This window comes from Kitasatospora sp. NPDC058046, from assembly GCF_042885595.1.
Classification (GTDB): Bacteria; Actinomycetota; Actinomycetes; order Streptomycetales; family Streptomycetaceae; genus Kitasatospora.
The window spans coordinates 752,513-778,083 of sequence record NZ_JBHVRS010000001.1 but is presented as its reverse complement, the minus strand read 5'-3'; the positions used below and the strand labels follow the sequence as shown (position 1 = coordinate 778,083).

Below are 25,571 nucleotides of genomic sequence, written 5' to 3'. Positions count from 1 at the left end.
GAGAAGACCCACCGGGTCGGGACAAGACTCACAGTGAAGGGTGGGCCGGAATTCTCCGGTCCACCCTTCACGCTTTACGCAGGTAGCAAGCAGACTCTCGCGCACTGGAGGCACACCCATGACCACCTTCGTGGACCGCGTCGAACTTCACGTCGCCGCGGGTAACGGGGGCCACGGCTGCGCCTCCGTGCACCGCGAGAAGTTCAAGCCGCTCGGCGGCCCGGACGGCGGCAACGGCGGGGAGGGCGGCAGCGTCATCCTCACCGTGGACTCGCAGGTCACCACCCTGCTGGAGTACCACCACTCGCCCAAGCGCAAGGCCACCAACGGCAAGCCCGGCGCGGGCGGCCACCGCACCGGCGCGGACGGCGAGGACCTCGTCCTGCTGGTGCCGGACGGCACCGTGGTGCTGGACCGCAAGGGCAACGTGCTGGCCGACCTGGTCGGGCACGGCACCAGCTTCGTCGCGGCCCAGGGCGGCCGCGGCGGCCTCGGCAACGCCGCGCTGGCCTCGGCCCGCCGCAAGGCGCCCGGCTTCGCGCTGCTCGGCGAGCCCGGCGAGGCCCGTGACATCGTCATGGAGCTCAAGTCCGTCGCCGACGTGGCCCTGGTCGGCTACCCGAGCGCCGGCAAGTCCTCGCTGATCTCGGTGCTCTCGGCCGCCAAGCCGAAGATCGCGGACTACCCGTTCACCACCCTGATCCCCAACCTGGGCGTGGTCACCGCGGGCGACACCGTCTACACCATCGCCGACGTGCCCGGCCTGATCCCGGGCGCCAGCCAGGGCCGCGGCCTGGGCCTGGAGTTCCTGCGCCACGTCGAGCGCTGTTCGGTGCTGGTGCACGTGCTGGACTGCGCCACCCTGGAGCCCGGCCGCGACCCGCTGACCGACCTGGAGACCATCGAGGCCGAGCTCGCCGAGTACGGCGGTCTGGAAGACCGTCCGCGCCTGGTCGCGCTCAACAAGGTGGACGTCCCGGACGGCCAGGACATCGCCGACCTGACCCGCGCCTCCCTGGAGGAGCGCGGCTACCGGGTGTTCGAGGTCTCCGCCGCCTCCCGCAAGGGCCTGCGCGAGCTGAGCTTCGCCGTGGCCGGGATCGTCGCCGAGGCGCGCGCCGCCAAGCCGGCCGAGGAGTCGACCCGGATCGTGCTGCGGCCCAAGGCCGTCGACGACGCCGGCTTTACCATCACCGAGGAGGACGGCGCGTACCGCATCCGCGGCATCAAGCCGGAGCGCTGGGTCCGCCAGACCGACTTCAGCAACGACGAGGCCGTCGGCTACCTCGCCGACCGGCTGGCCCGCCTCGGGATCGAGCAGGAGCTGTGGAAGATCGGGGCGCACGAGGGCGACACCGTCATCATCGGCCCCGAGGAGAACGCCGTCGTCTTCGACTGGGAGCCGACCATGGCCGCCGGTGCCGAGATGCTCGGCCGCCGTGGTGAGGACCACCGCTTCGAGACCCCGCGCCCGGCGGTCGACCGCCGTCGCGAGAAGCAGAAGGGCCGGGACGCGGCCGAGTCCGAGTTCCTCGCCTTCGAGGCGCTCTCCAGCGGCCGCCAGGCCGCCATCGAGGGCGACGACGACGAGGACTGAGGACTGAGGACCGCTGACCGGTCCGGTCCGGACGGCCCCCGCCACCTGTCGAGGTGGCGGGGGCCGTCCGCGTGTCCGGCGGTGACGGGGCGTCACTTGGTCCAGGAGGCCTGGAGCTTCAGCGGGTCGGCCAGGTCGGTGTAGCCGACGGCGGCCGGGGTGTTGCCGGGGGTGGAGATGATGGTGCAGCCCTTGACCTCGGCGCCCTTGGCCACGCCCTGGAACTTCGCGCCGGTGCACTTGGGCAGCGGGGTCGCGGCGGTCAGGACGTTGACGCCCTTCTTGCCCGTGGTGTCGAAGAGCACGAGCTTCGAGTCCGGGGCGGTGAAGGAGAGGCTGGCGTCCCCGAGGTTCTTGATGGTGTAGCTGACGTACATCGGGGTGCGGCCTTCCAGGCCGACGATGCTGATCTTGGCGGCGGTGAAGTCCTGCGCCGAACCGGCCTCGACGCCGGTGATGGTGACCTCCAGCTTGGTGGCGACCTTGGAGGTCTTGTCGGCGAAGTCCACGGTGGCGCTCTGGCCGACCTTCACGCTGGTGGCGGCCGCCGGGACGGCTCCGGCGCCCGCCCCGCCGCCCGCCGCACCGGCCGTGCCGGCCCCGCCCGCCGCGCCGGAGGGGGCCGCGCCCGAGGGGGCCGCGGCCGAACCGCCGGCCGCGCCCCCGGCGGTGGCACCCGGGGTCGCGCCGGTCTGGGGCGCGCCGGTCTGGGCCGGGGCCGCGCCGGTGGCGCCGCCGGTACCGGCCGGGGTGTCCGGGTTGTCCGGCCCGCAGGCCGCGAGCGAGAGGGCGGTGGCCGCCGCGAGCGCGGCGACGGTCAGCTTGGTGGTGTACGAACGCATGGTGCGCATTTCTCCTGGGCGCACGGCCGCGACCGTTGCCGGCCTTTGCCCAGTGCGGCGCCGCCCGTCGTGACAGGAAGGGTCGATGACGACATGGGTACAGCGGGCAAGAAGCCGTCCCCCGATCTGGCTTGCGGTCAGGGACCATACCAGCCATCCGGCTTGGCGGGCGGCCCGCGGCGGCCCGTACCGGATCCGGTCCATCCGGTGAAACACCCCGCCGGTGACCTGCGGGGATCGCGTAGATTTCGGGGGTGACGGCCGGGCCCGGGCCCCGCCGTACCCGCACCACACCGGAAGGGCGTACAGCGAGATGAGCGAGGACCCTCTGCGGGAGGAGGTGCTGACCGCGCGACGGATCGTCGTCAAGGTCGGCTCCTCGTCCCTGACCACGGCGACCGGCGGCCTGGACGCCGACCGCGTCGACGCCCTGGTGGACGCGCTCGCCAAGCTGCGCGGCCGCCCCGAGGCCCCGGAGGTGGTGCTGGTCTCCTCCGGTGCGATCGCCGCCGGGCTCGCCCCGCTCGGCCTGGACCGCCGGCCCAAGGACCTGGCCCGCCAGCAGGCCGCCGCCAGCGTCGGCCAGGGCTTGCTGGTCGCCCGCTACACCGCCTCCTTCGCCCGGTACGGCATCCGGGTCGGCCAGGTGCTGCTCACCGCCGAGGACGCCAGCCGGCGTGCCCACTACCGCAACGCGTACCGCACCCTGGACCAGCTGTTGGCGATGGGCGCGATGCCGATCGTCAACGAGAACGACACCGTCGCCACCGCCGAAATCAAGTTCGGCGACAACGACCGGCTGGCCGCCCTGGTCGCCCACCTGGTCCGCGCCGACCTGCTCGTACTGCTCTCCGACGTGGACGGCCTGTACGACGGCGACCCGTCCCGCCCCGGCACCAGCCGGATCGCCGAGGTGCGCGGCCCGCAGGACCTCGACGGCATCGAGATCGGCAGCGCCGGCAAGGCCGGCGTCGGTACCGGCGGCATGGTCACCAAGGTCGAGGCGGCCCGGATCGCCACCGGCGCCGGCATCCCGGTCGTGCTCACCGCCGCCAGCCAGGCCGCCGACGCGCTGGCCGGCCGGCCCACCGGCACGCTCTTCCTGCGCACCGGCAGCCGCACCTCCGACCGGATGCTCTGGCTGGCCCACGCGAGCAGCCCGCGCGGGGCGCTGCACCTGGACGAGGGCGCCGTCCGGGCGGTCGTCTCCGGCGGCGCCTCGCTGCTGCCCGCCGGGGTCACCAAGGTCGACGGGGAGTTCGCCGCGGGTGATCCGGTGGACCTTCTTGCCGAAAACGGCCACATCGTGGCTCGCGGACTGGTCAACTTTGATGCGAGGGAGTTGCCCCGCCTGCTCGGCCGGTCCACCCGCGACCTGGCCCAGGAGTTCGGCGCCGCGTACGAGCGCGAGGTCGTCCACCGCGACGACCTGGTCGTTCTGCGCGGCTGACCGGCCCGGTCGACCGTGCCGGGGCCTGCCCCGGCACCGGCCGCCCGGCCGATCGGCGCCGCGCGGACGGCGGGCCGCTCCGTACCGGGAGCGGCCCGGCCGCGGGCGAGGAGGGGCGCAGCCGTACCGGTCGGCCGAGGGCCGACGGGGCCGGTGGGGACGACACGACATCGCCGAACAGGAGGCCGCCGGTGGAACGCAGGCGCGAGGCAGCGCTGACCGCAGGGACCGCGGGCCGGCGGCTGACCAGCATCGACGGCGGACGCGGGGACGGCCCCGCCGAGCCGGCCGGTCCGCCGACGCAGCGGCCCGGCGGGATGCGCGGGATGCGGCCCGAACTCGACCGGGCGGCCCAGCCGCCCACCGTGCCCGAGCAGGCGCGGCTGTGGCACGTGGTGCTGAGCGTGGCCGGGCAGGTCACCCCGCTGTCCGCGCTGCGCGCCTCGCTGGAGCAGCTGGCGCACGACCACTCGTTCTTCCTGACCGCCCGCTACGCGGCCGACCACGCCGAGATCCGCTACTGGGAGCAGGCCCGGGACCTGCACGACGCGGCGGCCATCGCGCTGCGGCTGTGGGGCGAGCACAAGGTCACCTCGAACCTGCCGCCCTGGGAGATCGTCGGGCTGGAGGTGGTCGACCGGACGACGTACCACAAGCGGGTGGCGGAGGGCTTCGGCGAGCCGCCGCCGCACCTGGGCGGCGTGCACCCGTACTGAGCGCCCGGACCGAACGCCGGACCGAACGCCGTACCGAGCTGTCTCACCGGGCGAAATGCCGCCCGGGCGGGGCGGGCGCAGTCGCTACCCTTGGCGGCATGACCAGCGACCTCGCCACCGCCGACAGCCCCGTCCTCGCCGTAGCGCGCCGAGCCCGGGAGGCCGCCGCCGCGCTCGCCCCGCTGCCGCGCGGCGCGAAGGACGCCGCGCTGCTGGCGGTCGCGGACGCGCTGGTGGCCCGCAGCGCGGAGATCGTCGCGGCCAACGCCGAGGACGTGGAGCGGGCCCGGGCGGCCGGCACGGCCGAGTCGGTGATCGACCGGCTGACCCTGACCGACGAGCGGATCGCCGCGATCGCCTCGGACGTGCGCGACGTGGCCGGCCTGCCCGACCCGGTCGGCGAGGTGGTGCGCGGCTACACCCTGCCCAACGGCCTGGACGTGCGGCAGGTCCGGGTGCCGCTCGGCGTGGTCGGCATCATCTACGAGGCCCGCCCGAACGTCACCGCGGACGCCGCCGCGCTCTGCCTCAAGTCCGGCAACGCGGTGCTGCTGCGCGGCTCCGCCTCGGCCTACCGCTCCAACAGCGCGCTGGTCGCCGTGGTGCGCGACGCCGTCGCCGCGGCCGGGCTGCCCGCCGACGCGGTCCAGCTGGTGCCGGGGGAGAGCCGGGAGTCGGTGCGGGAGCTGATGCGCGCCCGCGGCTACGTGGACGTGCTGATCCCGCGCGGCGGCGCCTCGCTGATCCGCACCGTGGTCGAGGGCTCCACCGTCCCGGTGATCGAGACCGGCACCGGCAACTGCCACGTCTACGTGGACGCCGAGACCGACCTGGCGATGGCCGTCGGCATCCTGCTGAACTCCAAGGCGCAGCGGGTCAGCGTCTGCAACTCCGCCGAGACGCTGCTGGTCCACCAGGACGTCGCGGACGCCTTCCTGCCGCTCGCGCTGGCGGCGCTCGCCGGGGCCGGGGTCACCGTGCACGGCGACGAGGCGGTGCTGAAGGCCGCCGAGGGGGGACCGGCCACCGTGGTGCCGGCCACCGACGAGGACTGGGGCGCCGAGTACCTCTCGCTGGACCTGGCCGCCGCCGTGGTGCCCTCACTGGACGCCGCCGTCGAGCACATCCGCCGCTGGTCCTCCGGCCACACCGAGGCGATCGTCACCACCTCGCAGGCCGCCGCCCGCCGCTTCACCCGGTTGGTGGACTCCACCACGGTGGCCGTCAACGCCTCCACCCGCTTCACCGACGGCGGCGAGTTCGGCTTCGGCGCGGAGATCGGCATCTCCACCCAGAAGCTGCACGCCCGCGGCCCGATGGGCCTGCCCGAGCTGACCAGCACCAAGTACATCGTCACTGGTGACGGGCACGTGCGGGGCGAGGCCGCGCAGACCGTGGGCGGCGGGGCCGAGTAGGCGCGCAGGCCGCAGGCCGCGGGCGGGGGCGCGGACGGCCGCCGGGCGGCGCGCGCGGGGCGTCCGTCACACGTGCGACGGACCAACTGCCGGGAGCCACAGACAAATCGTCCGGCCGGTAATACGCTGAATCCGTGGCTGAGGATGTGGGGGGCTTCCCGTACCCCGACGGCTCCGACCACGGTGGTGCGGACGACGAGTTCGCCACCGTGGTCTTCGACGAGGCCTTCGTCCGGTCCGCCGCCGTGCACGAGCCGACCGCCAAGGAGCGGCAACTCGCCGCCGCCGAGGCCCGGTTCGAGCCGGACGCCGCGGGGCCGGGCTGGGGCCGTGACGTTCCGGCCGGGGACGGGCTGCCGCTGGAGCTGCGCCCGTACCCGAGCGGACTCGACGCGGACCACCTCTACCCCGACCCCTGGTCGGGGCCGGGCCGGGCGGCCGACCGCCGGGTCCGGCGGTGGCGGCGCGGTGACGACCCGGTGCGCGTCCCCGGGCGGTACGTGGCCCAGCAGCGGTGGCACCGGCCGGTGGCCTGGGTGCTCGCCGTGATCATGGGGGTGAGCCTGGTGGCGGTCGCCGTCGCGGCGATCTACCAGGGGGTGGGCGGCCCCTCGGTCACGCCCCGGCGCCCCCAGTCCGGCAGCAGCAGCACCGGGGTGGCCCCCGGGCAGGCCCCGGCGGAGCCCCCGCTGGTGGTCACGGCGCCCGCGGGCTAGTCCGAGCGCCCGGGGGCGCACGCCCCGGGGCAGTGGTCACGGAGCGTTCCCGGGAATGTGCGCCCGGACCCTCGTGGCGGCGCTGGTGTCCGCCTACCCTGGTGGTGTGGGTGACCCGCGAGAGCCTCCTGAGGGGACGCCCGAGGGCGGTTCCGGCAACGAGGACGAATTCCGGTCCGTCGTGTTCGACGAATCGTTCGTGCGGGCTGCCCGCATCCAGGAACTCTCCGCCCGGGAGCGGCTGGCGGGCTCCTTCGGCAAGGCCACCCGGTCGCGGGTGCGGTTCGGCCCGCTGGGCACCGTCCCGCGCCAGGCGCTCATCCTGCTGCTGCTCATCCTGCTCGCCTTCGGGGCCGCGGTGTACTTCGGGGTGAGCTCGCCGAAGGGCACCGCGGTGCGGCCCGAGGGCAGCCAACTGACCGTCAGCCTGGTCGCGTTGAGCCCGGCGTCGGCCGTCCACCCGGTCGCCGACCCGGCGGACCCGTTCGCCGCGCTGCCGCTCGGGTACGGGGACGGCACGATCGGGCTGAACACCCCGACCGGCGCCGCCACCGGGAACTTCGGCCGGGTCGAGGTGGCCAAGGCGCTCGACACCGTCCAGCGCTACCTGGTCGCCTCCTCGCTCTCCCCGGCGACGCTGGTCCAGGGCGCCACCGCCGACGTACGGGTCTTCGTCACGCCCGGTGAGCAGGCGGAGTTCGACGCGAGCGTGGCGCAGCCGGTGGACGACCGCCACCACGCGGTGACCGGCTGGATGGTCCGCTTCGACCCGGCACAGGTCGCGCTGGCCTCGAACACCGTGAAGGTGGTCGGCGCGATGCGGATCGACGAGGCGGACAGCGGGACGCTGCAGATCACCACCGACCACACCTTCGTCTACGCGCTCAAGCCGGCCGGCGCCCCGGCCGGGGCGCCGGTCACCCTGGAGACCGTGCGGCGGCAGCTGACCTTCGAGTTCGACCGGGTGGACCTGGCCTCGGGGCAGCTGCGGCTGGTGGACTCGGTGGTGCAGGCCGGGCCGGAGCCCTGCGGCGCCTCGATGGCGGGATTCCTGCAGCCGGTGCTGGCCACCGCGCAGGGCACGGCGGTCACCCCGCCGGCGCCGGTCGACCCCGGCAACCACGCCCGGCCGGGCTGGCAGGTGTGCGAGGTGCTGGCGGGCGGCTGAGGCGCCCGGGCCGTGGAACGCGACGGCGGCCGGTGCCCCGGGCGGGACGCCGGCCGCCGTCGCGGCTCGCGGTCGTGGTCGGTCGCGGTGGGTCAGCTGCCGTCGCGGTCCGCGGAGCCGTCGCGGCTGCCGTTGCTGCTGCCGCCGCCTCCGGTGAAGGTGTCGCGGAGCTTGCCGCCGACCGTCGCGGCGCCGCCGGCCACGTCCCGGAGCAGGCCCATCAGCGGGTCCTTGCTCTCCTTGACCGAGGTCGTGTAGTGCTCGGCGGCGGCCTTCCACTGCTCGGTGACCGAGGTGTCCGGGTCGTCCGAGCGGCGCGGGTAGGCGCCGGCCATGATCGAGCGGTAGTCGTCGCTCTCCGCCCACTTCTTCAGCTGGGCGACCCGGACCACCGCGAAGGGGTGGGTCTGCGGCAGCAGCTGGAGCACCTTGAGCACGCCGTCGCGCAGGTCGCCGGCCTTCTCGTACTCCTCGGCCTGCTCCAGGAAGGCGTCGACGTTCATCTCGGCCAGGTTGTGGCCGCCGGCCAGCTTCATCAGGGCCCGCATGGACGCCTGGAGGTCCTGCCCGGCGAGCAGGCCGGCCCGGTCGCTGGACAGCTCCGCCTTGCGGAACCACTCCTTGAGCGCGGTGATGATCGCGGTGATCGCCAGGTTGCCGAGCGGCACCCAGGCGATCCGGGTGGCGATGTTGGTGAGGATCATCAGCATCGTCCGGTAGACGGCGTGGCCGGACATCGCGTGGCCGACCTCGTGACCGATGACGGAGCGCAGCTCCTCCTCGTCCAGCAGCTCGACCAGGCCGCTGGTGATCACGATGACCGGGGTGTCGATGCCGATGCAGTACGCGTTGACCGTCGGGTCCTGGGAGACGTACAGGTCGGGGACCTGCTCCAGGTCGAGCACGTAGGCGGCGTCGCGCACCATGTCGTGCAGCTCCGGGAACTGGCGCTCGGAGGTCTTCACCGCGGTGGCCAGGAACATCAGCCGGATCGCCCGCTCGGAGACCAGTCCGGCGAGCTTCTTCAGGATGTCGTCGAAGCCGGTCAGCCTGCGCAGTGCGACCAGGGCCGAGCGGTCCGCCGGGTGCTCCCAGGCCCGGGTGGAGATCCCGGGGAAGCGCTCGCGGCGGCGGCTCGGCGTCTTCGAGGTCGTGTCGGTCATGGTGTGAGTACCTCCTGGTCGACGGCGGCCGCGGCCCGCTGGCCCGCCCCCCGCTGGTCTTCGCCTGCAACGACTGTCTGTGCAACGTGCGCGGTTGCGTACTCGTCCCCGGGGTCAGCGTACGCGCGGTCCGCGCGGTGGGCGCCGGGGCCGTGGGCGGCTCGGCGGGCCGCCGGGGCGCGCCCGCGGGGCCGGTGGCGCGCGTCTGCGGGGCGCGTCCGCGGGGCCGGGGGGCACCGCCGGTGTGAGGCCGGTTTACCCTGAGGCCTGGACGACCGAGACCGGACCCGGCCGCGGTACCGAGCAGTACGAGGAGCCCCCGCAGATGTCCACCGACACGCTTGTCAGCCTGGCCGCGCCCATCTCCGACGAGTCCGGCCCCGGCCTGTTCCTGCGGATCATCGTGGTCGCGTCCTTCGTGGGCATCGGCCTGCTGATCTGGATCATGGCCCGCGCCTTCAAGAACAACTAGGGCCGGTCGTTCCCCGGGGCCGTCCCCGGGGGCCGTCCCAGGTCCGTTCGCCGGGGCCGTTCCGGTCCGTTCGCCGGGGCCCGGGCCCGTTCGCCGGTCGCTCCCTTGGCCCGCGCTCACGCCCGGTCAGCGGCGGTGGGCCGCCGAGCGGTTGCCGTGTAACCCCCCGTACGATGACGGGTGGGCCCTCACCCGGCCCGGAACAACCCCCAGGTCCGTTCACCGAGCCGAGAAGGTCCCGCCGACCATGAGCACTGCTGCCGCACTCCCCGTTCTGAACCTGCTCGCCGAGGGCGAGGGGGGCAACCACGACAGTCTGAACCCGGCCCTGACCGGTGGCGCCGCACTGGTCATCCTGCTGGTCCTGCTCTTCATCACCACCCGCTTCAACCGGGACCGCTGAGCCGGGGCCTGGGGCCGCTCGGGGAGCGTCCGGCCACCGGCCGGACGCTCCCTCACGCGTCTGCGGAGAACCCCCACCCGGCCGTTCCCGCACCGTAACGCGTGTCGCGTAAGGTGTGGCGGCATGGGAGAGCAGGCCGGGAATCCCGGCGGACCGGAACCGGTGAAGAAGCGCCTCGGCGTGATGGGCGGCACCTTCGACCCGATCCACCACGGCCACCTCGTCGCCGCCAGTGAGGTCGCGAGCGCGTTCCACCTGGACGAAGTGATCTTCGTGCCGACCGGGCAGCCGTGGCAGAAGAGCGACCGGCACGTCACCCCGGCCGAGGACCGCTACCTGATGACGGTCATCGCCACCGCCGAGAACCCGCAGTTCTCGGTCAGCCGGATCGACATCGACCGCGAGGGCCCGACGTACACCGTCGACACCCTGCGCGACCTGCACGCCCTGCACCCGGACGCCGACCTCTTCTTCATCACCGGCGCCGACGCGCTCGCCCAGATCCTGTCCTGGCGCGACTCCGACGAGCTCTTCTCGCTGGCCCACTTCATCGGATGCACCCGCCCGGGGCACACTCTGTCGGACGCCGGGCTTCCGGTGGGCGGGGTCTCCCTGGTGGAGGTCCCGGCGCTGGCCATCTCCTCCACGGACTGCCGCAACCGGGTCGCCAAGGGCGAACCGGTCTGGTACCTCGTCCCGGACGGCGTGGTCCGCTACATCGACAAGCGGGCGCTGTACGCGCCGCGCGGGGACTGATCCGGGAGCGGTGCATGACTGATCGCAGCGACGGCCGGCGGCCGGAGGACTGGTCCACCGGGCAGTACCAGCAGCCGTACCAGGGCTACCAGCAGCCGCAGGACCCGCAGCAGCCGCAACAGCAGCCGCAGGCGCAGTCGTACGAGCAGCAGTACGACCAGTACGGGCAGCCGGTGTACGGGCAGGGCGCGTACGGCTACCAGCAGCAGGGCTACCAGGGGTACGACGGGTACCAGCAGGGCGGGCAGTTCCCGCAGCAACAGCCGTACGAGCAGCAGCAGTACGACCAGCAGTACGACCAGCAGTACGACCAGTACGGGCAGCCGGTGTACGGGCAGGGCACGTACGTCTACCAGCAGCAGGGCTACCAGGGGTACCAGGAGCAGCCGTACCAGGCGGCCGCCCCGGTCGTGACCGAACCGCAGGCGCCGTCGCAGGCGCAGGAACCGGTGCAGGCCGAGCCGGCCGCGGCCGCGGCGGTCGCACCGGCGCGTCCGCGGGTGCCCCGGCCGGCCGCCGAGCCGGTGCCGGCCAAGGCCGAGCCGCCGTCCGAGCAGGTCGCCGGGGCGCGGGCCGGGAAGGCGGGGAAGGCCGGGAAGGGCGGGAAGGGCGGCGGCAAGGCGCCCGACGACAGCTACACCACGGGGGAGTTCACCTTCGTCGACGAGGAGGCGGAGGAGACCGAGGACGTCATCGACTGGCTGAAGTTCGCCGAGTCCCGCAGCGAGGTGCGCGCCGAGCGCCGCCGCAAGCTGCGCAACCGGCTGATCGGCCTCGGTGCGGTGGTGGCGCTGGCCGCCGCCGGCGTCGGCGGGTACCTCTTCCTCACCGGCGGCAAGCCGACCGCGGCCGCCGCCGCCGGCGGGCGCCAGGTCAACGTCGTCCACCTGCGCGACCTCCAGGGCAAGGTGTCCAGCGCGCTGCTGGTCAACGACGCCTCCGGGAAGAAGGGCACGGTGCTGCTGCTGCCCGACACCCTGCGGCTGCCCGGCCCGGGGGACCCGCCGGTCACCACGGTCGGCCAGTCCATGGACGGCATCGGCGCCTCGGCGACCCGCGACGGCCTGTCCACCGTGCTCGGCGCCCCGGTGGCCGGCACCTGGCGGCTGGACACCCCGTACCTGGAACTGCTGGTCTCCCAGCTCGGCGGCGTCCGGGTGGACACCAACGCCGAGACCCACGAGGGCGGCAAGCCGGACGGCAAGCCGCTGTCCGCGGCGGGCAAGAACACCATGCTCAGCGGGAAGGCCGCGGTCGCCTACGCCACCCTGCAGAACCCCGGCGAGAACCGGGACGCCCAGCTGGCCCGGTTCGGGCAGGTCATGGACGCGCTGGTGCGCGCCATGCCGACCGAGTTCAAGGACGCCAAGGACGACGTGCACCGGATGAACGCGGTGCTCGACCCCTCGCTGCCCGAGGACGCCCTCGCCGGCGTGCTCGTCCAGCTCTCCCAGCAGGCGAAGGACGGCCACTTCGGCACCACCGCGCTGACCGTCAAGCCGGACGGCAGCCTGGACGAGGCGACCGCGGGCAAGCAGGTCAAGGACGTGCTGGGCGGCACCGTGAAGTCCGCGGCCGCCGGCGACGCCCCGGTCCGGGTCGCGGTCCAGGACTCCAGCGGCAACGACGCGGCGGCGGCCGCCGTACAGGTCCAGATCGTCAACTCCGGTCTGACCTTCATCCCGGGTGGGGCCAAGGGCGCCCCGCAGGCCACCAGTGAGATCCGCTACACCGACGACGCCCGGCAGGGCGCGGCGAAGTCGCTGGCGACCAGCCTCGGGCTGCCGGACACGGTGGTGAAGAAGGTGACCGGCGACACCCAGAACGCGGACCTGCTGGTGGTGCTCGGCAAGGACTACCAGCCGCCGAAGACCCAGTAGGGCGGTGGCCCGGGCCCGGCGGGGGTCCGGGCCTGGTGGGGGCGGGGGCGGTGGCCCGGTATTGGCCTGGGGGCCGGCGTCTCGGGGGCCTGGAAAAACGGTTCCGGGCCCGCCCGGGCGGCGTGAGATCCTGGAAGGCGACCCCGGCCGAGCGCCGGGGCGCCCCCCAAGCCGCCGAGCCGGAAGAACACCGTGACCGTTACCGACCACAGCCAGCAGCTCATCACCGTCGCCGCGCAGGCGGCGGCCGACAAGCTCGCGCACAACATCATCGCCTTCGACGTCAGCGAGGTGCTGTCGATCACCGACGCCTTCCTGATCGCCTCCGCGAACAACGACCGCCAGGTCCGCTCGATCGCCGAGGAGATCGAGGACCAGCTGCGCGAGCAGCTGGACATCAAGCCGGTGCGCCGCGAGGGCGAGCGCGACGGCCGCTGGATCCTGCTCGACTACCTGGACATCGTCGTGCACGTCCAGCACGCCGAGGAGCGCTCCTTCTACTCGCTGGACCGGCTCTGGAAGGACTGCCCCGAGCTCCCGCTGCCCGAGGACGCCCTGGCCTCGCGCAACCGTCCGGACGCGTTCACCGACGAGGCCGGCAACGTCGTCGCCCCCGCCGACGACTTCGGCAAGCCCGAGGACCTGCACTGAGCCGGGGCCCGCGCGGCCCGCGCATCGTCTTCTGGCGGCACGGCCAGACCTCCTGGAACCTCGAATCGCGCTTCCAGGGCACCACGGACATCGAGCTGACCGGCCAGGGCGTCCAGCAGGCCCAGCGGGCGGCCCGGCTGCTCTCCGGGCTCCGTCCCGACCTGCTGATCTCCTCGGACCTCCAGCGGGCCCGGCGCACCGCCGCGGAGCTGGCCGAGGTCACCGGGCTCGACGTGCGGCACCACGAGGGCCTGCGGGAGACCTTCGCGGGCTCCTGGCAGGGCCTGACCAACGCCGAGATCCGCGAGCGCTTCCCGGAGGAGTACGAGGCCTGGGCGGCCGGTGAGCCGGTGCGGCGGGGCGGTGACGGCGAGCTGGCCACCGAGGTCGCCGACCGCTCGGTGCCGGTGGTCCTGGACGCCGTCGGCAAGCTCCCCGAGGACGGCACGCTGGTGGTGGTCAGCCACGGCGGGACGATCCGCACCATGCTCGGGCGGCTGCTCGACATGGAGCCGGACCAGTGGGAGCGCTTCGGCGGACTGTCCAACTGCTGCTGGTCGGTGCTCGGCCAGGGCACGCGCGGCTGGCGCCTGCTGGAGCACAACGCGGGCACCCTCCCGCAGCCGGTCATCGGCGACGACACCTGAGCCGAGCCGTACCGGCTCGGGCGGCACCGGGTGCCGGGGGCCCTCACGGGGCCCTCGGCGGGGGTCCGGAGGGAGCGGATTTCGCAGTTCCGGCCCTGACCAGCTAGAGTCTTCCTCGTTCGCAGGGAAGGAACGCGGCCCGGAAGGGAAGCGGGAGATCCGGTGAGTGCGGGGCTATAGCTCAGTTGGTAGAGCGCTTGCATGGCATGCAAGAGGTCTGGGGTTCAATTCCCCATAGCTCCACTCCGCATCGGCGGTCGTGGTCAGCCAGGGTCGCCCGTGTCGCGGGGCTATAGCTCAGTTGGTAGAGCGCTTGCATGGCATGCAAGAGGTCTGGGGTTCAATTCCCCATAGCTCCACAGTAGTTCGGAAGGCCGTCACCCAAGGGGTGGCGGCCTTCCGGCGTTTCGGGCCCGGCCTCGCGGTTCTCCTGGCGGGCGCGCGGTCGGCGGGTGGTGCGGTGGCGGGGCGTTGGCGGGGCGCGTGCGTCGGGAGTGCGCGCTGGGAGTGTGCGTCAGGTGCGGGCGCCGGGGGTGGGCGCCGGGGGTGGGCGCCGTACGCCCGGAGTGCGGGAGGCGGGCTCCCGGGGCGCGTGGTGCGGACCTCGGGAAACGGATTTCAGGAGCACGCCCCGGAGCGTGTAAAGTAGTCGATGTCGCCGAGGGAAACGGCCGGAAACAACCGGGAACCACGGTGACAACGCAGGTCAAGGGGCTATAGCTCAGTTGGTAGAGCGCTTGCATGGCATGCAAGAGGTCTGGGGTTCAATTCCCCATAGCTCCACAGCAGTCGAGAGCCGCCTCCCGGAAACGGGGGGCGGCTCTTCGCCGTTCTGCCCGCGCCGCCGGTCCCGGCGGCCGGAATCCCGCTACCGTCGTGCCATGGCCGATCTGGAGCGAAGGCGGAACGAGGAACTGGCCCGGATACTCCACCAGCTCGGATGGAGTCCGGAACGGCTCGCCCGCGAGGTGAGCCTCGCCCTGCCGCCGGGCCTCGCCATCAGCTCCACCGCCCCGTACAAGTGGCGCGACCGCGGCATGGTCCCGCGCAGCCCGCACGACCAGGCGGTCTGCGAGGTGCTCAGCCGCACCCTCGGCATCGCCGTCACCTACGAACAGCTCTGGGGCCGGATGGGCGGCCACCGCGGCGCCAAGATCCTCTCGCCCCGGCTGCTCACCGACCCGTGGACCGCCGACACCGCCCAGACCGCGCTGCGCGAGGCCGCCACCGACGCCGGCCCGGTGCGCCTCACCGACCTGTTCCGCGGCGCCGACCTCGACCAGGCCGCCGCCCGCCTGGACTCCCCGCCGCCCCCCGTCGGCGGCGGCGAGGGCGCGCTGCGCGTCGAACCCGGACTGGCCGGCGAACTCGGCCTGTCCTACCGCAGCAAGCAGAAGCTCGAACGGGCCTGCGGCGGCGGCCTCGTCCTCGGCCCCGTCCGGGCCGAACTCGCCATGCTGGCCAAGCTGCTGGAACTCGGCGCGTACGACGAACGGCTCGGCCGCGAGCTCTACGGCACGGCCAGCAGACTCGCCCGGCTGGCCGGCTGGGCCGCGTACGACCTCGGCCACGACGCCGCCGCCCAGCGCGCCTTCGTCGCCGCGCTGCGCGCCGCCCACGTCAGCGGCGACCCCCGGCTCGGCGTCGCGGTGCTCGGCGCGCTGGTCGTGCTCGCCACCCAGGGCACCGGCGGGCGCGGGCTGGACGCCGTCTCCGCGCTGGTGACCGCCCTGGACACCCACGGCGCCGCGCTCAGCCCCGTCGCCCGGGCCCGCCAGTACGGCCGGCTCGCCGGCGCGTACGGCCGCCGGGGCGAGGCCGAACGGGCCGAGGCAGCCGCCGCCCGGGCCTTCGCCGAACTGGACGGCCTGCCCGGCACCGAGGAGGTCCGGGCCGCCCTCTCCGGGATGGTGGGGGAGGGGCGGTTGGCGCTCGGCCAGCACCGGCTGGCCAAGGTGCTGCTCGCCGAGGCGGTGGCCGGTCTCGGACCGGGACGGGCCCGCACCAAGACGCTGCTGATGGTGCGCCTCGCCGAGGCCCACCGCCGGCTCGGCGACCAGCGGGAGGCGGCCCGCACCGCCTCGCTGGCGCGCTCGCTCGCGGCGGGGATGCAGTCCGAGCGGGTGGCGAAGGCGCTGCGGGAGTTCGACGCGGCGGGGCGGGTGGCGGCGCGGTAGGGCGGGTTGCGGCTCGACCCCGCGCGGCTCCGTGCGGCCTCGTGCGGTCCTGCGTGGCTCGCTGCGGCTCCGGGTGGCTCCGCGGGGCCTCATGCGGCTCCGTGCGGCCCTGGGCGGCTCCGTGCCGCCGTCCCGGCGGTATACCCCGCAGCCCGTCGACCCGCTTGCGGTACCCTGAGCCCATGCGAACCGTGCGCCTGCTCCTTAGCCGGCCGCGCTGACCAGGACCGGCTGAGCCTTCGGGCGGTGCCGGAGTCGGCGTGGCGTCCCCTCCTGCGAGGGGATTTTTTGTTTTCCGCCCCCCGATCCCGTCCCGGGCCGGGTCCACGGGCCGGCCGCCCGCGCGGTTCGCCAACCGACACCGATGGAGCTTGAAGGACCATGAGCGAGACGACCCCTGCGTCCGGCGCGGCCGAGACCGCGACCGAGCCGTTCCGGTACAGCGCTGCGCTGGCGGCCGAGATCGAGTCCCGCTGGCAGGACATCTGGGAGAAGGAGGGCACCTTCCACGCCCCCAACCCCACCGGTGCGCTGGCCGACCCGGCGGCCGGCGACGTCGCCGCGAAGCCGCACAGCTTCATCATGGACATGTTCCCGTACCCCTCGGGCGCGGGCCTGCACGTCGGCCACCCGCTGGGCTACATCGCCACCGACGTCTTCGCCCGCTACCAGCGGATGACCGGCCACAACGTGCTGCACACACTGGGCTACGACGCCTTCGGCCTGCCCGCCGAGCAGTACGCGGTGCAGACCGGCACCCACCCGCGGGTCTCCACCGAGGCCAACATCGCCAACATGCGCCAGCAGCTGCGCCGGCTGGGCCTGGGCCACGACCCGCGCCGCTCGATCTCCACGATCGACCCGGACTACTACCGCTGGACCCAGTGGATCTTCCTGCAGATCTTCAACTCCTGGTACGACGCGGACGCCCGCAGGGCCCGCCCGATCGCCGAGCTGGTCGCCGACTTCGAGTCCGGCGCGCGTGAGCTGCCGGACGGGCGCGCCTGGGCCGGGCTGACCGTCGCCGAGCGCGACGAGGTGCTGGGCGAGTACCGCCTGGCCTACGCCAAGGAGGTGCCGGTCAACTGGTGCCCGGGCCTGGGCACCGTCCTGGCCAACGAGGAGGTCACCGCGGACGGCCGCTCCGAGCGCGGCAACTTCCCGGTGTTCAAGTCCAACCTGCGCCAGTGGATGATGCGCATCACCGCGTACTCGGACCGGCTGATCGAGGACCTGGACCTGCTGGACTGGCCCGAGGCCATCAAGCTGCAGCAGCGCAACTGGATCGGGCGCTCCGAAGGCGCCCGGGTCGACTTCGCGGCCCCCGGCGACCAGAAGATCACCGTCTTCACCACCCGGCCCGACACCCTGTTCGGCGCCACCTACATGGTGCTGGCCCCCGAGCACGCCCTGGTCGACTCGATCGTCCCCGCCGCCTGGCCCGAGGGCGTGCCCGCCGAGTGGACCGGCGGCGCCGCGACCCCCGCCGAGGCCGTCGCCGCCTACCGCGCCACGGCCGCCGCCAAGTCGGACGTCGAGCGGCAGGTCGAGGCCAAGGTCAAGACCGGTGTCTTCACCGGCGCCCACGCCGTCAACCCGGTCAGCGGCGAGTCCGTCCCGGTGTTCATCGCCGACTACGTGCTGATGGGCTACGGCACCGGCGCCATCATGGCCGTCCCCGCCCACGACCACCGCGACTTCGCCTTCGCCCGCGCCTTCGCGCTGCCGATGCGCTGCGTCGTCGAGCCCACCGACGGGCGGGGCCAGGACCCGGCCGAGTGGGACGACGCGTTCGACACCTACGACTCCGTCATCGTCAACTCGGCCCGCACCGAGGGCGACGTGTCGCTGTCCCTGGACGGGCTGAGCGTCGTCGAGGCCAAGGCCGCCGTCACCGCCTGGCTGGCCGAGCGCGGCATCGGCGAGGGCACCGTCAACTACCGCCTGCGCGACTGGCTGTTCAGCCGCCAGCGGTACTGGGGCGAGCCCTTCCCGATCGTCTACGACGAGGACGGCGTGATGCACGCGCTGCCCGAGTCGATGCTGCCGGTCGAGGTCCCCGAGGTCGACGACTACTCGCCGCGCACCTACGACGCGTACGACGCCGCCTCCTCGCCGGAGACCCCGCTGTCGCGCAACGAGGCCTGGGTCAACGTCGAACTGGACCTGGGCGACGGCGTCAGGAAGTACCGCCGCGAGACCAACACCATGCCCAACTGGGCCGGCTCCTGCTGGTACGAGCTGCGCTACGTCGACCCGTCCAACTCCGAGGCCGTCGTCGACCCGGCCAACGAGAAGTACTGGCTGGGCCCGACGGAGACCAAGCCCGCCGGCGGCGCCGACCTGTACGTCGGCGGCGCCGAGCACGCCGTGCTGCACCTGCTGTACGCGCGCTTCTGGCACAAGGTGCTGCACGACCTGGGCCACGTCTCGTCCGTCGAGCCGTTCCACAAGCTGTTCAACCAGGGCATGATCACCGCCGACGTCTACCGCGACGAGCGCGGCTTCCCGGTGCCCGCCGCCGAGGTCGAGGAGCGCGACGGCCAGTACTTCTGGGACGGCGAGCCGGTCAAGCGCGAGGCCGGGAAGATGGGCAAGTCCCTGAAGAACGCCGTCGCGCCGGACGACATCGCCGACGAGTACGGCGCCGACACGCTGCGCCTGTACGAGATGTCGATGGGCCCGCTGGACGTCTCCCGCCCGTGGGACACCCGCGCCGTCGTCGGCTCGTACCGCTTCCTGCAGCGCCTGTGGCGCAACGTCGTCTCGGAGACCACCGGCGAACTGGTCGTCACCGAGGAGGAGCCGGACGAGGCGACGCTGCGCGCCCTGCACAAGGCCATCGACGGCATCCGCGGGGACATGGCCGGGCTGCGCTTCAACACGGCCGTCGCCAAGGCCATCGAGCTGAACAACTACCTGGTCAAGCGCGGCTCCACGCCGCGGGCGGTGGCCGAGCAGCTGGTGCTGATGGTCGCGCCGCTGGCCCCGCACGTCGCCGAGGAGCTGTGGCGCCGACTGGGCCACGGCGAGTCGCTGGCGCACACCGACTACCCGGTCGCCGACCCGGCGTACGTGGTGGACGAGACGGTGACCTGCGTGGTCCAGATCAAGGGCAAGGTCAAGGCGCGGCTGGAGGTCGCGCCGGGCATCTCGGACGCCGAGCTGGAGGCGCTGGCGCTGGCGGAGCCGGCGGTCATCGCGGCGATCGGCGGGGCCGAGGTGCGGAAGGTGATCGCGCGGGCGCCGAAGCTGGTGAACATCGTCACCGGCTGAGTGTTCTTGGTGCGGAAGTGACCGCGGGGTGATCGCGGGAGCGGTCGGGCGGGCGTCCTTCGGGGCGCCCGTCCGGCGTTTTCGGGGCGTCTCGGGGAGTCGGTGCTTTCGGGGCGTCTCGGGGGCCGGTGCTTTCGGGTTCGGTGCTGGCTGGGCGTCTTGCGGGGCGCTTGCGGGGGGCTTCCAGGGTGGTCGGGGGCCCTCGGGGAGATCCCGGATCTGACCCTGATCTCCGTCCGCCAGGGCCCTCTCGGCTGCCCCCGGGCGGGTTCCGGCGGCTACCGTGGAACCCTCGGCAATGCGGCCCGCGTTGGGCCCGGTGGGGGCCGGAACGACGGCGGAAGGTGGCGCGCGATGGACGTGTTCGGCGTGATGATCGGGCTGGTCCTGCTCTTCGGGGTCGCGGCGATGGTCCTGGCCGTGATCGGCACGGTCAAGGCCGCCAAGGCCGTCGGCGCGAAGATCGAGAAGCACGAGGCCAACGCCCGGCGCGCCGTGGAGACCGCCACCCTCAAGGCGAAGACGTACACCAGGGTCGGCCCGCCCGCGCAGATCGCCACCGTCCGGCTGGGCCTGCGGACCTCGCTCGACGGCACCCGGCAGGTACTGGAGGGCGGCCTCGCGCAGGACTCCCAGCTCGGGGAGTCGCTCGCCCTGCTCGACCGGCTCGACACGCACGCCGCCGAACTCGACGGCGAGCTGCGGATGCTGGAGCGCGAGCCGGACACCGCGCGGATCGCCGCCAAGCTGCCGGAGCTGCGCGAGCGGGCGGAGCGGATCACGCACTCGGCGGAGACCATGCGCTGGGCGGCGCAGGACCGGATGCACCGGTTCGCGGACGACGAGCTGAGCCGGCTGAGCCAGGAGTGCGAGAGCGAGGCGGGGGCGCTGCGGCACTGGGATGTCGCGGGGGGTGCTTCGGGGGCTGCCGGTTCTGCGGGGGCGGGTGGAGCTTCGGGGTCCGGTGGTTCCGCGGGGGTCGGTGGTGCTGCTGCGGGGTCTGGTGGGTCCGCGGGGGCGACCGGGGGTGCGGCGCGGTCTGGGGGTGCGGCTCGGGCCGGGCTGACCGACGGGAAGGGGCGGCCGAGCGCGGAGGAGCTGCTCGGGCTCGCCGATCCGCTGGCCAAGCTGGCGCAGCGGCTGCGCAAGCCCTCGACGGGGCCCTCGGCGGGCTGAGCCGGTCGCGCGTCAGGGGGCCTCCCGAGGGGGCCCGGACCGGGCGCTGTCCTCCCGGAGCGACGGGGGGTAACCTCCGGCTCATGCCCTCCGACCTCGCACTTGTCACCGATTCCACGGCCTATCTGCCGCAGGACGCCCTCGACCGGTACGGGATCACGGTGGTCCCGCTGAGCGTCGCGGTCGGCGACTCGGTGCTGAGCGAGGGCGTCGAGATCTCCCCTAAGGACGTCGCCGAGGCGCTGCGCGGCAAGCAGCGGGTGACCACCTCCCGGCCGAACCCGGAGACCTTCGCCGCCGCCTACCGGGCGGCTGCCGAGTCCGGGGCGAAGGGCATCGTCTCGGTGCACATCTCCGGCGAACTGTCCGGCACCGTCGAGGCCGCCCGGCTGGCCGCCGCCGAGGCGCCCGTACCGGTGCGGGTGGTGGACAGCCGACTGGTCGGGATGGCGCTCGGGTACGGGGTGCTGGCGGCGGCCGAGGCGATCGTGGCCGGGCAGGGCCTGGCCGAGGCGGCCGAGGCGGCCGGCCGGCGGGCGGCCGGGACCAGCGGGTTCTTCTACGTCGACACCCTGGAACACCTGCGCCGGGGCGGACGGATCGGGGCGGCGCGGGCGCTGCTCGGTTCGGCCCTGGCGGTCAAGCCGCTGCTGCACCTGGACGGCGGGCGGATCGAGCCGCTGGAGAAGGTGCGGACGGCGTCGCGGGCGATCGCGCGGCTGGAGGAGATCGCGGTCGAGCGGTCGGGGGAGCAGGACGTCGACATCACCGTGCACCACCTGGCGGCCGAGGAGCGGGCCGAACCGCTCGCGGAGCGGCTGCGGGCCCGGGTGCCGGGGCTGCGGGAGCTGTACGTGGGCGAGGTGGGGGCGGTGATCGGGGCGCACGTCGGGCCGGGGCTGCTGGCGGTGGTGGTCGCGCCGCGCTGAGGGGGTGACGGTCCGGTGGGTGATCCGTTGGGTGGTTCGCTGGGTGGGCGGTCCGGTGGGTGGTTCGCTGGTCGCTCGGTCAACCTCAGGCGGTCCTACCCACTCTTGTGAGTGACGCTTTTTATCCACAACCCCCGGGTTATCCACAGGGTTTCGTTAATTTCCGCACGCTCGCCGGAGGACTCCTACCGTCCTCGGCATGACGACCATGGGCCTGGGCGCGGCGAAGCGCCATGCGATCAACGAGACGGTGCGGCTGCGGATGGCCGCGCTGCTGCCGATGGATGACGAGCCGGAGGGCGGTGCGGGAGGAGGCTCTTCGAGGCCGGCCCCGCCGCCGTCGCCGGTTGCGATGCCGGTGTCGGTGCTGTCGGATGCGGCGCCGGTCTTGCCGGATGCGGGTGTTGCGTCGGATCCGGGCGACGCCGACATGGGTCCGCCGGAGGCCGGGGCGCGTTCGCAGTTCTCCGCATCCTCCTCAATCCCCTCGTTCGCCTCGGTGCTGGCACTCGATCGGCGCGCGGTGGCCGGATTGGCCATCCTGCTGCTGTTCGCGGTCGGTTACGCCGTGCAGCACTTCTGGCTGGCCCGGCCGGAGGCGGTCGCCGTACCCGCGCTCGCGGCGGTCGCGGCGCCGTCGGGGGCGGAGCCGTCCGTCCCCGACGGCTCCGCTCCTTCCAGGGCCGGGCCCGGCGCCGGTGCCGAGGCCGTGCCCGGCACCGGGCCGGCTGTCGTGGTGGACATCGGCGGCCGGGTCCACCTCCCGGGCCTGCACACCCTGCCCGGCGGCTCCCGGGTAGCCGACGCCCTGCGGGCGGCGGGCGGTCCGTTGCCGGAGACGGACACCAGGAACCTCAACCTGGCCCGCATCCTGACGGACGGTGAGCAGATCCTGGTCGGCGAGCAGGCGCCCGCTCCCGGCCCGGTGGTCGGAAGCGGGAGCGGCCCTCCGGGCGCCGTCGTGCCCCGGCCGCCCGTCAGCCTCAACCGCGCGACGCTCGAACAGCTCGACAGCCTTCCCGGTGTCGGCCCCACCCTCGCCCAGCGCATCCTCGCCTACCGCACCTCGCACGGCTCCTTCCGCTCCCTCGACCAACTCCGGCAGGTCAGCGGCATCGGCGCCCGTACGTACGCGGAGCTCCGCCCGCTGCTCACCCTCTGACGCCCTGTCCTGCCGCTGTCCCTGCCCGTCCCCCTTGTCCACTTGCCCCGCCGCATGCCCGGCCTTCGAAGGGAGGTACCACCATGTCCGTCGCCACCACGCCGGTCGGTCCGGCCGTTGCGTCCCGTTCTCCGGGCGCCGACTTCCGGCTGCTGCTGCCCGCCGTCTCGGCCTGGGCGGTCACTGCGGCACTCCTGCGTCTGGAGCCGGGGTACGCGGCCCTCATCCTCACCGCGGCGGGCGTCGCCGCGCTCGCGGCCGTCCTGCTGCTCACCCGGCCGGGGGGCCTGCGCCGGCGCGGGGCCTCGGCGACGCTGGCCGCCGTCCTGCTCACCGGTGCGGCGGCCGCGATCGCCACCCCGCTGCACACCGCCGACCTGCACCGGGGGCCGCTGCCGGAGCTCGCCCGTGCGTCCGCAGCCGCCGGTCCGCGAGCGCCGGGCGAGCCCGCCCCGGTGGTGGAGGTGGAGCTGACCGTCGCGGGGGACCCGAAGGTCCACACCTCCCGGGGCGGCACCGTCGGCGGGCAGACGCTCCTGACCGTGGACGCGGTGGCCGACCGTGTCACCCCGCTCCCGGACGGGCGGAGCACCCGCACGCGTACGCCGGTGACCGTCATGGCCCGAGGGGCGGAGGGCGAGCCCTGGCAGCGGCTGCTCCCGTCCCAGCGGCTGGCCGTGGAGGCCGAGGTACGGCCGGCGGGGGAGGGGCACGACACCGAGTCCGCCGCGCTGCTGGTGGTCCACGGGGCGCCCCGGCAGCTGGCGCCGCCGAGCCTGCCGCAGCGGATCGCCGGGCGGCTCCGTGAGGGCCTCCGCACGGCCACCGACGGACTGCCCGCGGACGCGCGCGGGCTGCTCCCGGGGCTGGTCGTCGGCGACACCTCGCGACTGCCCGACGACCTCGACGACGCCTTCCGGGCCACCGACCTGGTTCACCTGGTGGCGGTCAGCGGGGCCAACCTGGCGATCGTCCTCGGTGCGCTGCTGGGAGCGCCCGGGCAGGCCGGCACCCCGGAACGGCGCGGGCTGGCCGCGGTGCTGGGGCTGTCACTGCGCACCGGCGCGCTGCTCGGCACGGCTCTGACGCTGGCCTTCGTCACCGTCTGCCGGCCCGAGCCCAGCGTGCTTCGGGCGGCCGGGACGGGACTGATCGGCATGCTGGCCCTGGCCACCGGCCGTCCCCGCAAGGCCGTGCCCGCGCTCGCCGGGGCCGTCCTGGTGCTGGTCCTGCTGGACCCGTTCCTGGCGCGCTCGTTCGGCTTCCTGCTCTCTGTGCTCGCCACCGCCGGGCTGCTCGTCCTCGGGCCGCACTGGGCCGAAGCCCTGCGGGCCCGCCACTGGCCGCACCACCTGGCAGGCGCGTTCGCGGCGACGGCGGCCGCCCAGGCGCTGTGCGCGCCGGTGACGGTGGTGCTGTCCGGGCACATCAGCCTGGTCGGCATCCCCTGCAACCTGCTGGCCGAGCTGGCGGTGGCCCCGGCGACGCTGCTCGGCTTCGGGGTGCTCGCCCTTCAGCCGCTCCTTCCGGCCCTGGCCCGCCTGCTCGCGGAACCGGCCGGGCTGCCGGCTGGCTGGCTGGCCCTGGTCGCACGGCGCGGCGCCGAGGTGCCGGGTGGCCAACTGACCTGGCCCGGCGGGTGGTTCGGTACGGCGACGGTCGCGCTGGCCGTCTTGGCGGCCTGCTGGGCGGCGCCGCTCCTGCTGCCCCGACGGCGGGAGCCGGGCAGTCCAGTGCCGGTGCCCGCCCGGCGGCGCTGGGCACGGGCGCTGGTGACGGCAGTGCTGATGATGGTCCTGCTGGCCGTGCTGCTCCGCCCGCCACAGCTCATCCGGATCGCCACCGGCTGGCCGCCGCCGGGGTGGCGACTGGTGATGTGCGACATCGGGCAGGGGGACATGCTGGCCCTGGCGACGGGGGAGCCGGACAGCGCGGTGGTGATCGACGCCGGGCCGGACCCGAACGCCGCCGACAGATGCCTGCGCGACCTCGGCGTGACGACCGTCCCCTTACTCCTGCTGACGCATTTCCATGCCGACCACGTCGAGGGCGTGCCGGGGGTGTTGCGGGGCCGCCGGGTCGGCGCCGTCGAGGGCACCACGCTGGACGATCCGCCGGGCGAGGCGGCCCGGGTGACGGGCTGGGCCGCAGGGGCCGGCCTCCCGTTGCTGAGAGCGGGTCGTGGTGAACGGCGCTCCGTCGGAGCGGAGCTGGCCTGGGACGTGGTGTGGCCCGTCCCCGGTGCGGCTGCCGAGGCGCCCGGACCGAACAACGCAAGCGTCGCATTGATGGTGTCACTGACAGGAGGACTACGGATGGCACTGCTCGGAGATCTCGAACCGCAGGCCCAGTCGGCCCTGCTGGGCCGGCTGGGGAAGGTCGACGTCGTGAAGGTGGCGCACCACGGATCGGCCCACCAGGACTGGGACTTGGCCGGTGCGCTGCGGCCCCGGCTGGCCCTCGTCTCCTGCGGCGAGGGCAACCCGTACGGTCACCCGTCCCCGAAGACGGTCGACCACCTGCGCGGACTCGGCGCCACCGTTCTGCGCACCGACCGGGAGGGGGACATCGCGGTGACGGGGGACTCCCCGGCCGCCCTCGGCGCGGCCGTCCACCCCCAACCCGCCCACGCGGCCCGCCACTCCAGCGGCAACGCCAGGCCCGGCGGCGCCGGCGGAACCGGTGGGGCCGACGGGCACGGCCCCGCACCCCACGCCCACCCCGAGCGGACCCCGGGCGCCCCGCGGGCTCCGCCCACCTGACCCCCGCGCTCTCCTCCTTCCACCAATCAACGTGGGGGCATGGAAAGTAGAAGGGGGTGGTGGGAGGAGGAGCGGCGCAAAGCCAGCAGAAACGTTCCGGCGCGCTCCGGGCCCCCCCCCCCGCGCCCCCGGGCAAATACCCCACCACCGCGGGCACAAGGGCCCCCGAGAGGTGTTGGGGGGGGGGGGAAAAGGCGGGCAAATGGGTTGTGG

The 25,571-nt window shown here is 74.1% G+C and carries 20 protein-coding genes and 3 tRNA genes; 21 read left to right on the top strand and 2 right to left on the bottom strand.

What is annotated here, in order from left to right:
- Positions 1 to 118: 118 nt before the first annotated feature.
- A complete protein-coding gene (obgE, locus tag ACFVU7_RS03560) occupies positions 119 to 1,597 on the top strand; it encodes a GTPase ObgE (protein WP_388044074.1) in 1,479 nt (492 codons plus the stop codon).
- Between the two features lie 92 nt (positions 1,598 to 1,689).
- Here obgE and ACFVU7_RS03555 read toward each other — a convergent pair whose 3' ends face one another.
- Complete coding sequence (locus ACFVU7_RS03555; RefSeq protein ID WP_388044072.1) at positions 1,690 to 2,448, bottom strand: hypothetical protein; 759 nt, start codon at positions 2,446 to 2,448, stop codon at positions 1,690 to 1,692.
- Between the two features lie 304 nt (positions 2,449 to 2,752).
- Between ACFVU7_RS03555 and proB the strand changes: the two genes are divergently transcribed.
- From proB to ACFVU7_RS03530, 5 genes are all read left to right on the top strand, one after another.
- Positions 2,753 to 3,889 (top strand): glutamate 5-kinase, encoded by a 1,137-nt coding sequence (gene proB / locus ACFVU7_RS03550; RefSeq protein WP_049660991.1) that lies wholly within the window; start codon positions 2,753 to 2,755, stop codon positions 3,887 to 3,889.
- Positions 3,890 to 4,080: 191 nt separating this feature from the next.
- Positions 4,081 to 4,605, top strand: coding sequence for a hypothetical protein (locus tag ACFVU7_RS03545; protein WP_388044070.1), 525 nt, complete (start codon positions 4,081 to 4,083; stop codon positions 4,603 to 4,605).
- A gap of 98 nt (positions 4,606 to 4,703) precedes the next feature.
- Entirely contained in the window at positions 4,704 to 6,020 is a 1,317-nt protein-coding gene (locus ACFVU7_RS03540; protein WP_380782548.1) for a glutamate-5-semialdehyde dehydrogenase, read from the top strand.
- 134 nt (positions 6,021 to 6,154) lie between these two features.
- The gene (locus ACFVU7_RS03535; RefSeq protein WP_388044068.1) at positions 6,155 to 6,736 is read left to right on the top strand and encodes a hypothetical protein; all 582 of its coding nucleotides are present in this window, start codon (positions 6,155 to 6,157) and stop codon (positions 6,734 to 6,736) included.
- Between the two features lie 106 nt (positions 6,737 to 6,842).
- A complete protein-coding gene (locus tag ACFVU7_RS03530; protein ID WP_380782544.1) occupies positions 6,843 to 7,904 on the top strand; it encodes a hypothetical protein in 1,062 nt (353 codons plus the stop codon).
- A gap of 92 nt (positions 7,905 to 7,996) precedes the next feature.
- Here the strand turns inward: ACFVU7_RS03530 and ACFVU7_RS03525 are convergent, their stop codons facing one another.
- Positions 7,997 to 9,067, bottom strand: coding sequence for a M48 family metallopeptidase (locus tag ACFVU7_RS03525; protein ID WP_388044066.1), 1,071 nt, complete (start codon positions 9,065 to 9,067; stop codon positions 7,997 to 7,999).
- Positions 9,068 to 9,392: 325 nt separating this feature from the next.
- On the opposite strand from ACFVU7_RS03525, the gene ACFVU7_RS03520 reads away from it, so the two are divergent.
- From ACFVU7_RS03520 to ACFVU7_RS03450, 15 genes are all read left to right on the top strand, one after another.
- Positions 9,393 to 9,539 carry a hypothetical protein gene (locus tag ACFVU7_RS03520; RefSeq protein WP_158077652.1) on the top strand — a complete coding sequence of 49 codons (147 nt, stop codon included), beginning with the start codon at positions 9,393 to 9,395 and terminating at the stop codon, positions 9,537 to 9,539.
- Between the two features lie 247 nt (positions 9,540 to 9,786).
- A complete protein-coding gene (locus ACFVU7_RS03515) occupies positions 9,787 to 9,942 on the top strand; it encodes a hypothetical protein (RefSeq protein ID WP_181970583.1) in 156 nt (51 codons plus the stop codon).
- 123 nt (positions 9,943 to 10,065) lie between these two features.
- A complete protein-coding gene (gene nadD / locus ACFVU7_RS03510; protein ID WP_049658574.1) occupies positions 10,066 to 10,698 on the top strand; it encodes a nicotinate-nucleotide adenylyltransferase in 633 nt (210 codons plus the stop codon).
- A gap of 14 nt (positions 10,699 to 10,712) precedes the next feature.
- Positions 10,713 to 12,578 (top strand): LytR C-terminal domain-containing protein, encoded by a 1,866-nt coding sequence (locus tag ACFVU7_RS03505; RefSeq protein WP_388044064.1) that lies wholly within the window; start codon positions 10,713 to 10,715, stop codon positions 12,576 to 12,578.
- A gap of 192 nt (positions 12,579 to 12,770) precedes the next feature.
- The gene (gene rsfS, locus ACFVU7_RS03500) at positions 12,771 to 13,229 is read left to right on the top strand and encodes a ribosome silencing factor (RefSeq protein ID WP_049658573.1); all 459 of its coding nucleotides are present in this window, start codon (positions 12,771 to 12,773) and stop codon (positions 13,227 to 13,229) included.
- Positions 13,226 to 13,876: a histidine phosphatase family protein gene (locus ACFVU7_RS03495; protein ID WP_049658575.1), complete on the top strand. Its 651-nt coding sequence runs from the start codon at positions 13,226 to 13,228 to the stop codon at positions 13,874 to 13,876. Before rsfS ends, ACFVU7_RS03495 begins: the two co-directional genes overlap by 4 nt.
- A gap of 170 nt (positions 13,877 to 14,046) precedes the next feature.
- A tRNA-Ala gene (locus ACFVU7_RS03490) sits at positions 14,047 to 14,119 on the top strand.
- Positions 14,120 to 14,162: 43 nt separating this feature from the next.
- Positions 14,163 to 14,235, top strand: a tRNA-Ala gene (locus tag ACFVU7_RS03485).
- Between the two features lie 351 nt (positions 14,236 to 14,586).
- Positions 14,587 to 14,659: transfer RNA gene (locus tag ACFVU7_RS03480), tRNA-Ala, on the top strand.
- Positions 14,660 to 14,757: 98 nt separating this feature from the next.
- The gene (locus ACFVU7_RS03475) at positions 14,758 to 16,053 is read left to right on the top strand and encodes a hypothetical protein (protein ID WP_074000712.1); all 1,296 of its coding nucleotides are present in this window, start codon (positions 14,758 to 14,760) and stop codon (positions 16,051 to 16,053) included.
- 381 nt (positions 16,054 to 16,434) lie between these two features.
- Entirely contained in the window at positions 16,435 to 19,329 is a 2,895-nt protein-coding gene (gene leuS, locus ACFVU7_RS03470) for a leucine--tRNA ligase (protein WP_388044062.1), read from the top strand.
- Between the two features lie 354 nt (positions 19,330 to 19,683).
- Complete coding sequence (locus tag ACFVU7_RS03465; RefSeq protein ID WP_388044060.1) at positions 19,684 to 20,505, top strand: hypothetical protein; 822 nt, start codon at positions 19,684 to 19,686, stop codon at positions 20,503 to 20,505.
- A gap of 83 nt (positions 20,506 to 20,588) precedes the next feature.
- Positions 20,589 to 21,434 (top strand): DegV family protein, encoded by an 846-nt coding sequence (locus ACFVU7_RS03460; RefSeq protein WP_117487734.1) that lies wholly within the window; start codon positions 20,589 to 20,591, stop codon positions 21,432 to 21,434.
- Positions 21,435 to 21,633: 199 nt separating this feature from the next.
- A complete protein-coding gene (locus ACFVU7_RS03455) occupies positions 21,634 to 22,596 on the top strand; it encodes a helix-hairpin-helix domain-containing protein (protein WP_388044058.1) in 963 nt (320 codons plus the stop codon).
- 83 nt (positions 22,597 to 22,679) lie between these two features.
- Positions 22,680 to 25,358, top strand: coding sequence for a ComEC/Rec2 family competence protein (locus ACFVU7_RS03450; protein ID WP_388044056.1), 2,679 nt, complete (start codon positions 22,680 to 22,682; stop codon positions 25,356 to 25,358).
- Positions 25,359 to 25,571 lie beyond the last annotated feature (213 nt).

Bases quoted from the DNA above. Each gene is read 5' to 3' on its own strand.
- obgE (WP_388044074.1), top strand. From the start codon at position 119: ATGACCACCTTCGTGGACCGCGTCGAACTTCACGTCGCCGCGGGTAAC.
- ACFVU7_RS03555 (WP_388044072.1), bottom strand. From the start codon at position 2,448: ATGCGCACCATGCGTTCGTACACCACCAAGCTGACCGTCGCCGCGCTC.
- proB (WP_049660991.1), top strand. From the start codon at position 2,753: ATGAGCGAGGACCCTCTGCGGGAGGAGGTGCTGACCGCGCGACGGATC.
- ACFVU7_RS03540 (WP_380782548.1), top strand. From the start codon at position 4,704: ATGACCAGCGACCTCGCCACCGCCGACAGCCCCGTCCTCGCCGTAGCG.
- ACFVU7_RS03525 (WP_388044066.1), bottom strand. From the start codon at position 9,067: ATGACCGACACGACCTCGAAGACGCCGAGCCGCCGCCGCGAGCGCTTC.
- ACFVU7_RS03520 (WP_158077652.1), top strand. From the start codon at position 9,393: ATGTCCACCGACACGCTTGTCAGCCTGGCCGCGCCCATCTCCGACGAG.
- ACFVU7_RS03515 (WP_181970583.1), top strand. From the start codon at position 9,787: ATGAGCACTGCTGCCGCACTCCCCGTTCTGAACCTGCTCGCCGAGGGC.
- nadD (WP_049658574.1), top strand. From the start codon at position 10,066: ATGGGAGAGCAGGCCGGGAATCCCGGCGGACCGGAACCGGTGAAGAAG.
- ACFVU7_RS03505 (WP_388044064.1), top strand. From the start codon at position 10,713: ATGACTGATCGCAGCGACGGCCGGCGGCCGGAGGACTGGTCCACCGGG.
- ACFVU7_RS03475 (WP_074000712.1), top strand. From the start codon at position 14,758: ATGGCCGATCTGGAGCGAAGGCGGAACGAGGAACTGGCCCGGATACTC.
- leuS (WP_388044062.1), top strand. From the start codon at position 16,435: ATGAGCGAGACGACCCCTGCGTCCGGCGCGGCCGAGACCGCGACCGAG.
- ACFVU7_RS03465 (WP_388044060.1), top strand. From the start codon at position 19,684: ATGGACGTGTTCGGCGTGATGATCGGGCTGGTCCTGCTCTTCGGGGTC.
- ACFVU7_RS03460 (WP_117487734.1), top strand. From the start codon at position 20,589: ATGCCCTCCGACCTCGCACTTGTCACCGATTCCACGGCCTATCTGCCG.
- ACFVU7_RS03455 (WP_388044058.1), top strand. From the start codon at position 21,634: ATGACGACCATGGGCCTGGGCGCGGCGAAGCGCCATGCGATCAACGAG.
- ACFVU7_RS03450 (WP_388044056.1), top strand. From the start codon at position 22,680: ATGTCCGTCGCCACCACGCCGGTCGGTCCGGCCGTTGCGTCCCGTTCT.